Below are 12,794 nucleotides of genomic sequence, written 5' to 3'. Positions count from 1 at the left end.
CTTCTCAGATCATCGGCTTGCCGCCGGTGACGGCGATGGTCGCACCCGAGACATAGCTCGACATCGGCTCGGCCAGCATCACATAGGCCGAGGCCAGCTCGACCGGCTGGGCTGGGCGGCCCATCGGGTAGTCGGCGCCGAATTCTGCGACCTTCTCGGGCGGCATGCTGGCCGGGATCAGCGGCGTCCAGACCGGGCCGGGGGCCACACAATTCACTCGGATGCCGCGATCGGCCAGCATCTGCGCCAGCCCAATGCTGAAATTCTGGATCGCGCCCTTGGTGGTGGCATAGGCCAGAAGCGTCGGGTTCGGCTTGTCGGCGTTGATCGAGGCGGTGTTGATGATCGCGCTGCCCCTGGGCATATGCGGCACCGCCGCCTTGGTCAGATAGAAGATCGCGTCGATATTGACCGCGAAGGTGCGCCGCCATTCGTCGTCGGGAATGTCCTCGATCGTCTCGAAAACCTCCTGATGGGCGGCATTGTTGACCAGGATGTCGATGCGCCCGAAACGGTCCACCACATCGGCGACGATCCTGCGGCAATGGTCTGGGTCGGCGATGTCGCCGGCGATGGACAGGCATTCGCGCCCGGCCTTGCGCACCAGATCGGCGGTGCTGGCCGCGTCGTCGGTCTCGTTCAGCCAGGACAGCGCCACATCAGCGCCTTCGCGGGCATAGGCGATGGCGACGGCCCGGCCGATGCCGCTGTCCCCGCCGGTGATCAGCGCCACCTTTCCCTTCAGCCGGTCGGCGCCGCGCCAGCTCTCCTCGCCGTGATCGGGACGGGGATCCATCTTCTGGAACGTGCCCGGCAGCGATTGCTGCTGTTCGGGGAAGGGCGGTTTTGGATAGTCGATCATGGGGTCTGCCTTTCGTCATCGCCCGGCTCGCCGGGCTGCTTGGTGTTGTGGTGACGAAAGTTCGGATCTTCCGTCACCTGGTTGGCGGGGTCGATGCGCTGTTGGCGCTGGTCGATCACATGCGGACCGGGATGGCGCAGCCGTTCCAGTTCGGAGCGAGGCTGTTCTTCTGCCGAAACGATCATGGCGGTCACCGGGGTCGTTTCCGCGGACTGGAATGGCGTTCCGGCTTGTTCCGGCGATCCCATGCCGCGCAAGCCTAGCGACAGGCCGATCCCCAGGGCCAGCAGGCCGATCGCGACTCCGAAGGGCGACAGAACCAGTTCCCAACCCGGTCGCAGGCGCATGGGCATCACCCCATAGTCGATCAGCCCCGCCAGCACGGCGGTGCCCAGTCCGGCAAGCCAGACCGATCCAATGCGAAACCTGCGCAGGATTCGGAGGATGACCACCGCGACCGCCGCCCAGAAAAAACACGCCACCACGTGGATGAAGCCTCCCACGGCCGTATGGGACAGGTCCAGGGCGGTTTCCTGTGCAACTTCGGGACCGTAAAACGCATGGGTGGGGACATTCAGCGGCATCCAGACAGGCAGTCCGCGTGTGACCGACAGCAGGCCGAGCACCACTGCTGACAGCAGCGACGCCCAGATGCCTGCCAGCAGCCAGCCGTGATCGTTTCGGGCAGTTGAATTCGGATCGGACATGGGGCCTCCGGCAATCTCGCGGTTTCCGACGCCAAGAACCTGCCGGGCGGCGTTTTGTTCCCGGGAACATTTTATCCCGTCGCCGGTTACTCACCCCTTCAATCCAGGGCTTTCACACATTGAAGGAGATATCCGATGGCCGAGAAGCTACTTGACGATCTGTTCCATGAAACGCTGAAAGACATCTATTATGCCGAACGGCAGTTGCTGAAGGCGCTGAAGAAGATGGCTCAAGGGGCGCAATCCGACCGGCTGCGTCAGGCCTTCGAAGATCACCGGGCTGAAACCGAAACCCATGTCGAGCGCTTGCAGCAGGTTTTCGAGATCATCGGCAAGCCGGCGCGCGGCAAGACCTGTCAGGCGATCGACGGGATCATCGAGGAAGGCGAGGAGGTGATGTCCGACTTCAGCGGCGCGCCGGCACTGGATGCCGGACTGATCGCGGCGGGACAAGCGGCCGAGCATTATGAGATCGCGCGTTATGGCACCTTGCGGCAATGGGCGCAGCAGCTTGGGCTGAATGATGCGGCAGCCCTTCTGGAACAGACGCTGAACGAGGAATCGGCGGCGGATGAGCTGCTAAGCGAAATCGCCGAAAGTGAGGGCAACCAAGAGGCAATGAACGGTCGCTGAGCAACGCCAATCCGCACCACCGCCAAACCGCTGCGGTGAAGGCGGTCTTGCCTTCAGCCATGCGTGCAAAGGACCCGGTAACCCCCTCGCCGGGTCTTTCGCGGGATCACAGCATTGGTTCGACCACCTTGTGCAATATCGACCGCGCACGGTTCACACGACTTTTTATCGTGCCGATATCGCAGCCGAGGATCTGCGCCGCGTCCCGATAGCTTTCGCCCAGAACGCCGACCAGAATGATCGCCTCGCGGTAATGCGGCGGGATATCTTTCAGCGCGGCCCACATATGGTTCGCCTGCAGATGCCATTCCTGTGGCGGCTTCACTCGTGGCATGGTGGAAATGCAGTCTGCGGCCCCCGTGCGCTCACGGGCGCTTTTTCCGCAATTCGTCCGAAAGCGATTCCGCATGATGGTGAACAGCCAGGCGCGCAGATGGGTGCCCGGTTGATAGCGATGGGCATTTTCTATTGCGCGCAGAAGGGTTTCCTGAACCAGATCTTCTGCTTCCGGAACTGATCTGCACAACACCCGTGAATATGCTCGAAGGGCCGGTATCTGGGTGAGTATGTCGTCCGACATGACGATCCGATGCTCCCGAGTAGTAACGCCGGATCAACGCCTCCGGGCAAGCCGGGTTCCGCGCTTGCCGTGCCGGGCAAGGATCATCTGGCCATCAGGATATGTCTCTTTGTGGTTCATTCTCGGCGGCGCTGCGGGTGACCCGGGCTGTCAGCAGCGCGGCATCCAGACGGGCCGCCAATTCCTGTAACTCCGTAGAAATCGGCTCTTTCTTGACTTGAGCCAGCAAGTCGGACAGAGGCTCATCCAGTTCAGACATGGCGGCCGGCCCGCATTCATTGTCACGCATCCGCACCTCAATTCAAAGACGGAATATTCACATATATTAGCCGAATATTGTCGCCAAGCGAATATCCTGACTACATTCTTTCGTGAGTATAGCACTCTCATGTCACACATGCCGTTGCGTCTTGCGGCCAGCGAAATCGGCAAAGGCGTCCTACCCGATGGCACAGACACCCAGCCCTACCGGGATCGCCGCTGCTGGGGCGGGTTTGCGAAACAGAAGGGGGGGGGCGGACCCCCTTTCCATCCCTGCCTTTGACACCACCAACGGCACGTTTCCGAAAGAACGCAGCAGCTGCGCGAAGGCATCGGTCGAATGATCTCTGGTATCACCTTCCGGCTGCCAACCGGCGCGAAATCCGCATCAGCCGGACGACTGACCTGCCGGCGCCGGTTCCCGGGCGGGATCGGGCGTGAGTTCATCTACCGGACCGGTGATCACACCCGGCATTACAGGGGCGTCGGTTTCGTCATCCAGGCGAGCGTGGGGCAACTGGCGACTGGTCTGGCGGGGTTGTCGTTGCGAGGCCCCGCGCCATGGCGGGGCCTCCGTTCCTTTGCTGCGACGTTCCCGCGGCCGGGGAAGCTGCGGGACGGCAATCCCCCCTGCCGCCTGTGCCGTGTCGGAAGGCCGGGGAGACAGCTGGGGATCGCATCAGGCCTGCGACCGGCGCAGCCAGAAACGACCGTGGTCGCGGTCCTGGCCACCCTTGATGGCGGCGGCGAAGGCCACCAGGGCAGAGATGATCGAGGAGACTGCCAGCAACAGAGCGGACCAGACCGCTGCCTTACGGGCGCTTTCCGCAGCATCTATCGCCGCCTGCCGGGCCTCGTCCAGCTGCGCCTGCGCCTCGGTCTGCAGTCGTTCGGCTTCGGCGCGGGCCTGCTGGGCCAGGTCCTCGGCCTGCGCACGGGCCTCGTCAAGGCGCTGCTGTGCTTCTTCGCGGATAGCGGTGATCGATTGGACCGACTGGTCGATGCGCTGATTGATCTCCTGTTCGGATAGCTGGGTCCGGGCTGCCAGTGCCTGCACGAGATAGGTCCGGTCGGCATCGGACAGCTCGCCCGTGCGGACGATATTGCCGATGATATTACCGACTTCGCGGCGGATTGCCTCATCGGAGAAGGTGGTGGGCGTGGTCTGCTGCTGCGGGCGCAGAAGCTGGTCGGTCAGATAGTCGATCGGGTTCGATTGCAGGCCGGGCGGCAGCATGTCCTGAAACCCATTCGTGCCCGCTGCCTCACCCGCGCCCTGCGAAAGGCCACCCACGGCCTGACCGGCCCCGCTGATCGCGCCCCCGGCGACCTGTCCTACGCCGCTGACGACGCCCCCGACGACCTGGCCGGTGCCCTGCAACGCGCCGCCGACTGCGGCACCGCCCGCCTCGGCAACGGCGGCGGCGGTATTGCCGACGGTCCGCAGGCCGCCTGCGGCGAGGCTGAGGGCGAAGAAAGTTGCCAGCAGCGTGCCGACTGCCCAGACGGTCAGGCCATGTGTGCCGTCGCGCGCAGCCACCTCGTCCGCACCGATCCCCGGCACCGGCGTGCGCATCCGCCCCGCGATATAGCCGCCAAGCGCATAGGACAGCAGCATGCCGAGAAAGGCGAACAGCGCCACCAGAGCGCCGGTAAAGCCGCCGATGCCGCGCCCCGGTTCGGCCGACATCGCGCCAAGGCCCAAGGCGGTGGTGAAGCCGGTCAGCACCACGCTGACTCCTGCGGCGATGACCGCGCCGGCAAAAATGGCGGGCCAGTCCATGATCCTGCGAGGCGGCTCTATGATATCTCTGGTTTCAACCATGACGGTATCCTCTGTGACGATGGTTAGCATGTCCTCATCTGGCGAGGCTCTTGCGGTCGGGCGTGAACTGTCATCGGAGCCTTTCTCTCCGGTGCAGTCTAGAAACCGGCGTCGCGCGGTTTTGTTCCAGCCTTCCCGCCGCTTGGCGGACGCGGGTGATCTGCGCCGCACGGGGCCGTCATTGGGCGGCGAAATAGCGGGCCAGATCGGCAATGTCCTGATCGCTGAGGTCGCGCGCGGCCTGCCACATCAGCACCGCCCGGTCCGAGCCGTCGCGCTGCCCGTCGCGCCACAATTTCAACTGAGCCGCCAGATAGGCCTCGTTCTGACCCGAAAGCCGCGGTATCAACGGATTGGTATTTCGCGAACCGTGGCAGCTCAGACAGGCCGGAATATCGCGGCTGCCCCGGCGGGCCAAGGCTTCGCCTGGGGCGGGGTCGCCCGCGACCCGCAGCTGCGGCGGCGGGGACAGCGTGGACAGCGCCTCGGCCAGTCGCGCCTCGGCCTCGGGCGGGACGCGGGTGACGGCATGGGCCATGAAACCGCTCGGCCGCGTGCCGGACCGATAGGCGGCCAGCGCCTCGGCGATATAAGCGGGCGTCAGGATGTTCAGCCGGGGCGCCAGCGGCGTGCCGGTCGCGCCGTGGCATCCGGCGCAATAGCCCTCGGCGGCGGGGGCGGTGATGCGGTCATATTCCTGCCCGTCCATGCCGGCTTTGACGGCATTCAGGAAGGCCACGACCGCCCAGACCTCATCGCCACGACCCTCCGCCGGCCACGCGGGCATCCCGGTCATCTTCACGCCTTCGTCGACGATCCAGTGCATCTCCTGTGGTTGCCATGCGCGGACGGCGGTGCTGATCTGCGGCGGGGCTGGCTCCATTGCGGCGATGGTCGCATCGGCGCTGCGGCCCGGCGTGCCATGGCACATCCGGCAGGCGCTGTCGTAATGGCGCGCGCCCAGTTCAATCAGCGCCGGATCGACAAGGCCCGGCGGCACCGACGCGGCCGGCGGTGCACGCCGGGCGACGCCGTTCTCAAAGGTCTCATGCATTGCCCATGCGGTGGCCGACCAATGCCCGTCCCGCGCCGAGGTATTGAAAAGACCCAGAAAGACCGTCGCCAGTCCGGCGGTTCCGGCCAGTGCCGCTGCCGCGGCGAGGGTCAGCAGGACTATCCGCAGCCGGGTCATGCGGAGGCCTCGTGCGGTTTCAGGGCAATGGCTGCCAGCGCCACCCCGGCGACCAGATAGATCGGCGTCCCAATCGCCAGCATCAGCATCCCGCCCACGGTCTGCGCGGATAGATCCGGTGCGGTGCCGCAGAAGCCGGCGTAAAGATCGCGCGGCGCCAGCGTCAGGATCGCTCCGAGCAGCGTCATATGCATCGAGGTCAGCAGCAGGCCGGTCGCGCCGATCAGCGCCTGTCCCCTGTCGCCCGTCACCACGCCGCGCAGGCATCCGGCCCAGACCAGCAGCCCGACCAGCAGGAACCCCCCCTGTTCAAGCGCGAAGGCGCCCGGCAGCCGGTAAGCCAGACCATGCGCCGCCGGAAGGTGCCACGCCCAGACCAGCAGGAATTCCAGCAGCACCGCGATCAGCGGCGGGATCGCCAGCTTGCGGCCAAGCCGCGGAAAGCCCAGCACCAGCAGCGGCGCAGACACAGCGACCAGCCCCATATGGCGCAGCATGTGCAGTGGAAAGCGCGGCAGCAGAATGTCCAGCGGCAGCAGCCAGATCGCCGCCAGCAGCGACAGGCCCGATGCGGCAAGAAGCCCGCGACCGCTCATTGGCATGTCCCGATGAACAGCGCCGGCAATGCGACATAGATCACGCCGACGACCGAAATGAGGGACAGCAGCACCGCCGCATGACCCAGGAAATGATGACGGTTCTCGGGATGATGAAGCCGGTCGGCGGTCGACGCCTCCGGCCTCCATTGTTGCAGCGCCCTCCACCCGACCCAACCGATCAGCCCGAGCGCGATCAGCGTCAAGGCAAGGACCGACAGTCGCAGGAAGGCGGTCCCCTGCGTCGGCCCGACCCTGGCGCACCAGATCGCCGCCCCGGCATAGCAGAGCAGGAAGTGAGCCGCCCAGATGATCGGCGAAAAGGCGATCCGCCACAGGCTGAGGCTTTCGTCGCGCAACTCGTCCTCGTCTTCGCGATCGGTCGGGGGCAGCGATCTTTGGGCCATCACAGCAACCTCGGTGCAAGGCCGATGACGGCGGCTGTCACCGCCACGGTCATCAGCAGGAAATGCCAGTAGAGCGTCACGTTCCACAGATCGGTGTCATGGTTCGGATCGATCTTGCCGAAGATGGTTCCGGCCAGACAGTAAAACTGCATCAGTATGCCAAGGGCGATATGCGCGCCGGTCCAGATCACCAGGGCGCAGATGATCGCGGGATAGACATGGCTCGTGGGCGACAGTTCCAGCACCGAAAGCACCAGCGCCGTGCCCGCGCCAAGCGCCAGCGTCGGGGCGGCGATCAGGGCAGATCGTGCCGCAGTCGCGTGAGCGCTGCGGTTCAGGTGGCGGGCCCCATAGGTCAGTCCCCATGACAGCAGGATCCCGGCGGCACAGAGCGCGACCAGCCCCGCATCGGCGTGGGTCGCGTCACCGGGAATGAAATCCGCCCGCGCGGTCCAGTAGAAGAAAAAGCCGAAGACAAGCGAGGCGAAGGCGGTGGAATCGGCCAGCATGGTGATCCACATCGCCCACCAGCCGACCGCCTCGGGGCCGGAGGCATAGAGGGGCAGTTTCAGACCCAGCCCGGCCTTTCTCATCTCGGCCTTCGGCACCTGGGCGGTGGCGGTCCACAGCCAGTAAAGGATACAGCCGACCGCCATCACGCCGGACATCGCCGCCGGCGCATAAAGGTGAAAGATCGGCAGGATGAAGCATCCGCCGGTGAAGATCGCGGCCAGAAGCGGAATCCAGCTGTCGCCGGTAACGCGCTGCACCTGCGTGGGCCTGGCGTCGATGACGCTGGTCACCATCGTCTCGCGCAGCCTCTCGGGCGCATCGGGCAGGTAGTAGCGGCCGGCATCCATCCGCGCGACCAGCTTTGGCTGATCCCAAAGCGGATAGCGCGAGGTGACATAGGGGATCGAACGCACGCCCCAGTCGCGGTGACGGACCTGGTCGGTCCATTCCAGCGTGCCCGCATTCCATGGGTTGCGGTTGGTCAGATGGGGTTTTCCGGGCCGGACCAGATCCCACAGGAAGATGGCGAAGCCCGCCGCGATGGTAAAGGCGCCGATGGTCGAGATCAGGTTCAGCGTGTTCCAGCCGATGTCGCCCGGATAGGTGAACACCCGGCGCGGCATCCCCAGAAGACCGGTCAGATGCATCGGCAGGAAGCACAGATTGAAGCCGCCAAAGATCAGCCAGAACGCCCATTTTCCCAGGCGTTCAGACAGCATCCGCTTGGCGAAGAAGGGATGGAAGTAATAGACGCCGGCCATGACCGGCAGGATCATCCCCCCGAACAGCGTGTAGTGCAGATGCGCGACGATGAAATAGGTGTCGTGAACCTGCCAGTCGAAGGGTGCGATGGCCAGCATCACCCCGGTCAATCCACCGGCGGTGAAGATCGCCAGTGCCCCCGCGATCCACAGCATCGGCAGGCTCATGCGGACCCGGCCAAGCGCCAGCGTCGCCAGGAAGACGAAGATCTGGATGCCGGTCGGGATCACCACCGCCTCGGACGCGGCCGAGAAGAAGCCGAGCGAGATCAGCGGCAGCCCGGTGGTAAACATGTGATGCACCCACAACCCGAAGCTGAGAAATCCGGTCCCGACCGCCGACAGCACGATCCATGAATAGCCGACGATCGGCCGCTGGGCGACGGTTGGCACGATCATCGCGGCAATGGCGATCGAGGGCAGAAAGACGATATAGACCTCGGGATGGCCGAAGATCCAGAACAGGTGCTGCCAGAACAGCGGCTCGCCGCCGCGCGCGGGATCGAAGAAGGGCCAGTCGAGGGCGCGTTCCAGCTCGAACAGCAGATCGCCCGCGATCAGCGGCGGAAAGGCGAACAGGATCATCCCACCCACGACCAGCACATACCAGGCGTAAAGCGGCATCATGTTGACCCGCATGCCGGGCGGCCGACATTTCAGCACGCCGACGATCAGTTCGACCGCCGCCGCGATCGAGGCGACTTCGATGAAGGACAGGCCCAGAAGCCAGATATCCGAACCCGCGCCTTCGGCTTCGGTGGCCAGCGGCGGATACATGAACCAGCCCGAACTCGGCGCGGCGTCGAACAGGACCGAGCCGAGAACGAAGACCCCGCCGATCAGGAAGGACCAGTAGCCGAAGGCCGAAAGGCGTGGAAACGGCATGTCGCGGGCGCCAAGAAAAGCCGGCAACAGCAGAATTGCCATCGCTTCGAACAGCGGCACGGCGAACAGGAACATCATCCCGGTGCCATGCATGGTGAAGAACTGGTTGAAGCGATCCGCATCGAGGAAGTTCATGCCCGGAAAGGCAAGCTGGATGCGCATCAGCAGCGCCAGCACGCCCGAGAACAGCATGAAGACAAGGCAGGTCGCCGCGTACCATTTGCCGATCACGGTATTGTTCGTCGACATGAGATAGCGCAGTCCGGTCCTGGTCCGCCATGCCGCGTGCAGCTCCTCCTCCTGCGCCACCTGCAAGGCTGTGGGGACGGGCCGGGCCAGCATCTCCTCGGTCGGCGGAAAAGGCCCCTGTGGGCTGCGGCCGGTCATGTCAGCCCCTTCAGATAGGCGGCCAGATCGGCCAGCTGATCGGGGTCGAGCCAGTCATAGGCGGGCATGGCGACGTCTGGCTTCAGATCGTCGGCATGGGCGATCCAGGCCATCAGGTTTTCGGCGGTCGGCTGCCAGTTTCCTGCCCCCAGCGTCCCGCGCGAGGCGAAATGGGTCAGATCGGGGCCGACAGCACCGACGAATTCCGTGCCCCGCACCGTGTGGCAGGCGCCGCAGCCTTCGTCGCGGAACAGGGCTTCGCCGCGTGTCGCGGCGGGGGACGTGGGCGGCGGGGCGGAGGCGGCCTGATCCTTCAGCCACCGGGCGAAATCGTCCGGCGCCATGACCACCGCCTGGAACGCCATCAGCGCATGTGAGGCGCCGCACAACTCGGCGCATTGGCCGCGATAGAAGCCTTCCAGATCGGGATGCAGCGTCAGCACCGTTGTCCGGCCCGGAATCATGTCCATCTTGCCGCCAAGCGCCGGTATCCACAGCGAATGGATATAGGTGTCGGCGGACAGATGCAGTTCGGATCTGCTGCCGGCGGGAAAGCGGATTTCATTGGCCGAAACGATGGGCGTGGTGGCGCCTTTCGGCCAGTATTCGACCCGCCACCACCATTCTTCTGCATGTACGGCAATGCGCAGCCCGTCGCCTGCGGCGCGTTGCGCGGGCATGATCGACAGCCCCCATGCCAGCAGGGCGCCGATGACGACGCTCGGAAACAGAACGCCCGCGCCGAACAGGAACCAGTTCACATTGTGGATCTTCAGCGCCTGAGGGCGCAGCCGGGTGACATAGAGAAACAGCCCGTTCAGACCCAGCCACAGCACCACCGCACCCGCAAGCATCACAATGAACAGATACAGCAGCTGCCGGCTGTCCTGCCCGGCGGCGTTCAGTACCGATTGTCGTCCATCACAGGCTGCCAGAGGCAGGACCAACAACAGGCAGGCAGGGGATCGCAGGAAACGTGGTGAGATTGCCTTCCTGAGCATTTCTCCCTCCGGAATTCTAAACTGGGACCAGACGCGCCTTCCTTTCAGAGGTTGCCGTCGGCTGTGGAGCGCCCTGCGCCACTCGGACAACCTCTCGCCGCGGATTCCGTTCCGTCGCCCCCCAACCGAACGGCCGGCTCCGAACTCCTCGCGCTGCGGTATCCGCTACGATCCAGAGGGCGAGAGGCGCAGCGGTCAAAGGTCCTGCCGTGCTGTCGAGACAGGTTCAGGCAAGGTCGCGGATTTTCGCCTCTCGGTCCCAAAAGCGCCGGGTTGTCAGTTCCGGCAGGCTCTCCCGCGGACCCGTTCCCTCATCCGGTTCCACCCCTGCGCGATCCAGCAGGGCTTTTGCGCCATCGTTATGACCGATCGCCTTCAGATGGGCATAAGCGTCCATGACGAACTCGACCGCAGCCGCATCGCGGGCCAGCTTTTCGGCCTGTTCGGGCACAAGGATCAGCGCCACCGCATCGAACAGCACCGAAGGCGAACCGGCAAGCTGCCCGTCCGCCGTCAGCATGTCGCCCTGAACCTCGATGCCGCCAACCTTGGGCGATCCGGGTGAAGGGGGTTCCGCCCTTCACTCGGATCGCCTCGGACAAGGTGTCGATCGCCGCCTTGTCGGAACCTTCGGCGAACAGGAATCCCACCGTGCGGCCCTGGAGCGTCTCGACCCAGTTTTGGACCTGCACCGGTTTTGTTCCGGTCGGGTGCTCATGTTAAGCGGCCTTCTGTTCGAAAGCCACGGGTGATTTCCAGCCCAGGGCTGAGTGTTTTCGGCGCGGATTGTAGAAGCCGTTGATGTATTCGAAGAGGGCAATCTCGACGTCACCCCGGGTGTACCAGTCGCGCCCCCAGACCAGTTCGGCCTTCAGCGATTTGAAGAAGCTTTCGACCGCCGAATTATCATAACAATTGCCCTTGCCGCTCATCGATCCCTTGAGCGCACTTTTGTGCAGAAGTTTCTGATAGCCATGGGCGCAGTATTGCGCGCCGCGGTCGGTGTGGTGAATACAGCCCGGTAGTGATCGGCGCAGGGCAACAGCCACCCGGCGCAGCGGATTTCCTTCATGAAGGCCGCGCAGGTCGGCGCCACTGAAGCCGGGAACAACTGGATCGGATTTGTGATCCACCATGCGCCCGGTCCGATGCTGGCGGTGCTCCCGACGGTGGAGATGGCCAAGCGCGCCTCGCGCGGGCGGCTCGATCCGCTGATCTCTGACAGCCCGGCGCTTCGTGAACGGGTCAGCCCGGCCCGGTCGCGGGATGCGGGCAATTCGATGCTGTCCAAGGAATTCCCGGGCGGCATTCTGGTCCTGACCGGCGCGAACTCGGCTACAGGCCTGCGGTCCACGCCGGCGCGTTACCTGTTTCTCGACGAGATCGACGCCTATCCCCCCTCGGCCGACGAGGAATGCGATCCGGTGACGCTGGCCGAGGCCCGCAGCACGACCTTCGCGCATCGCCGAAAGGTGTTCCTGGTCTCGACGCCGACGATCCGGGGGCTGAGCCGGATCGAGCAGGAATTCGAGGCATCGGACCAGCGGCGCTATTTCGTGCCGGACGCGGCGCGTTGGAGAAGGAATTGCGCCAGGTCACTGGCGACCACGAGAAGCTGGTCAATGCCATCATCGCCGGCGTGCCGGCCGAGCATGTCAAGGACCGGATGATCGCGCTTGATGCGCGCAGAAGGGAGACCGTGTCGATGCTCGCGACGGCGCCCGCCGCCGATCCGCTGCGCATTCATCCCTCCATGGCGCATACCTATCGCGACCGGGTGGGCGCGCTGATCCGCGGGTTGTCGGATGCCGAGGGGATGGAGGAGGCGAAGGAGGCGCTGCGCGCTCTGGTCGAGACCATCGTGCTGGTGCCGGATGCAGATGGAGACGGTCTGACGATCGAGTTGCAGGGCGCGCTGGCAGGCCTCTTGCGCCCGGCGACGGACCAGCCGCTACGCGAGATCACCCGGCGTGCGAACAACAAAAAGGCCTCGGGCGGATGCACCGAGGCTTTTGATAAGATTGGCGAATTAGTGTTGGTTGCGGGGACAGGATTTGAACCTGTGACCTTCAGGTTATGAGCCTGACGAGCTACCGGGCTGCTCTACCCCGCGACAGTTTGCGCATTGGTGTTGCGCGTGACGCCGATCTGTTTGGTGATTGGCGTTTTTTCATCGTTTCAGAG

The 12,794-nt window shown here is 64.6% G+C and carries 12 protein-coding genes, 1 tRNA gene and 2 pseudogenes; 2 read left to right on the top strand and 13 right to left on the bottom strand.

The features are described 5' to 3' along the window. Positions 1-4 precede the first annotated feature (4 nt). Positions 5-862: a glucose 1-dehydrogenase gene (locus H4P12_RS12595; protein ID WP_187794026.1), complete on the bottom strand. Its 858-nt coding sequence runs from the start codon at positions 860-862 to the stop codon at positions 5-7. Continuing rightward, positions 859-1,569, bottom strand: coding sequence for a hypothetical protein (locus H4P12_RS12590; RefSeq protein WP_187794025.1), 711 nt, complete (start codon positions 1,567-1,569; stop codon positions 859-861). The genes H4P12_RS12595 and H4P12_RS12590 overlap by 4 nt, the downstream gene beginning before the upstream one ends. A 135-nt stretch (positions 1,570-1,704) precedes the next feature. Between H4P12_RS12590 and H4P12_RS12585 the strand changes: the two genes are divergently transcribed. Further along, positions 1,705-2,202 (top strand): YciE/YciF ferroxidase family protein, encoded by a 498-nt coding sequence (locus H4P12_RS12585; RefSeq protein WP_187794024.1) that lies wholly within the window; start codon positions 1,705-1,707, stop codon positions 2,200-2,202. Between the two features lie 106 nt (positions 2,203-2,308). Here the strand turns inward: H4P12_RS12585 and H4P12_RS12580 are convergent, their stop codons facing one another. The 10 genes and pseudogenes from H4P12_RS12580 to H4P12_RS12535 all read right to left on the bottom strand — a co-directional run. After that, the gene (locus tag H4P12_RS12580) at positions 2,309-2,782 is read right to left on the bottom strand and encodes a sigma-70 family RNA polymerase sigma factor (RefSeq protein WP_187794023.1); all 474 of its coding nucleotides are present in this window, start codon (positions 2,780-2,782) and stop codon (positions 2,309-2,311) included. 94 nt (positions 2,783-2,876) lie between these two features. Then, positions 2,877-3,071, bottom strand: coding sequence for a hypothetical protein (locus H4P12_RS12575; RefSeq protein WP_187794022.1), 195 nt, complete (start codon positions 3,069-3,071; stop codon positions 2,877-2,879). A 651-nt stretch (positions 3,072-3,722) separates the two neighbouring features. Further along, a complete protein-coding gene (locus H4P12_RS12570) occupies positions 3,723-4,898 on the bottom strand; it encodes an ATP synthase F0 subunit B (protein ID WP_246449288.1) in 1,176 nt (391 codons plus the stop codon). A 148-nt stretch (positions 4,899-5,046) separates the two neighbouring features. Then, positions 5,047-6,060, bottom strand: coding sequence for a c-type cytochrome (locus H4P12_RS12565; RefSeq protein WP_187794021.1), 1,014 nt, complete (start codon positions 6,058-6,060; stop codon positions 5,047-5,049). Next, positions 6,057-6,656 (bottom strand): cytochrome c oxidase assembly protein, encoded by a 600-nt coding sequence (locus tag H4P12_RS12560; RefSeq protein WP_187794020.1) that lies wholly within the window; start codon positions 6,654-6,656, stop codon positions 6,057-6,059. Before H4P12_RS12560 ends, H4P12_RS12565 begins: the two co-directional genes overlap by 4 nt. Beyond that, the gene (locus H4P12_RS12555; RefSeq protein ID WP_187794019.1) at positions 6,653-7,063 is read right to left on the bottom strand and encodes a hypothetical protein; all 411 of its coding nucleotides are present in this window, start codon (positions 7,061-7,063) and stop codon (positions 6,653-6,655) included. The genes H4P12_RS12560 and H4P12_RS12555 overlap by 4 nt, the downstream gene beginning before the upstream one ends. Then, on the bottom strand, positions 7,063-9,609 hold the full coding sequence (locus H4P12_RS12550; RefSeq protein WP_187794018.1) for a cbb3-type cytochrome c oxidase subunit I: 2,547 nt from the start codon (positions 9,607-9,609) through the stop codon (positions 7,063-7,065). The genes H4P12_RS12555 and H4P12_RS12550 overlap by 1 nt, the downstream gene beginning before the upstream one ends. Further along, on the bottom strand, positions 9,606-10,610 hold the full coding sequence (locus H4P12_RS12545; RefSeq protein WP_223115808.1) for a cytochrome c oxidase subunit II: 1,005 nt from the start codon (positions 10,608-10,610) through the stop codon (positions 9,606-9,608). The genes H4P12_RS12550 and H4P12_RS12545 overlap by 4 nt, the downstream gene beginning before the upstream one ends. A gap of 226 nt (positions 10,611-10,836) precedes the next feature. Then, a complete protein-coding gene (locus H4P12_RS12540) occupies positions 10,837-11,130 on the bottom strand; it encodes a type 1 glutamine amidotransferase family protein (protein WP_187794017.1) in 294 nt (97 codons plus the stop codon). Positions 11,131-11,329: 199 nt separating this feature from the next. Then, positions 11,330-11,659, bottom strand: a pseudogene (locus H4P12_RS12535) (IS3 family transposase); the annotation flags it as partial. Between H4P12_RS12535 and H4P12_RS12530 the strand changes: the two are divergent. After that, positions 11,657-12,172, top strand: a pseudogene (locus H4P12_RS12530) (phage terminase large subunit family protein); the annotation flags it as partial. The pseudogenes H4P12_RS12535 and H4P12_RS12530 sit on opposite strands and share 3 nt — an antisense overlap. Positions 12,173-12,646: 474 nt before the next feature. Here H4P12_RS12530 and H4P12_RS12525 read toward each other — a convergent pair. Beyond that, positions 12,647-12,723, bottom strand: a tRNA-Met gene (locus H4P12_RS12525). Between the last annotated feature and the right edge of the window lie 71 nt (positions 12,724-12,794).

It is taken from the genome of Paracoccus amoyensis, from assembly GCF_014490725.1.
GTDB lineage: Bacteria > Pseudomonadota > Alphaproteobacteria > Rhodobacterales > Rhodobacteraceae > Paracoccus > Paracoccus amoyensis.
The sequence above is the reverse complement of the archived record's forward strand: the minus strand, read 5'-3'. Positions and strand labels throughout refer to the sequence as shown.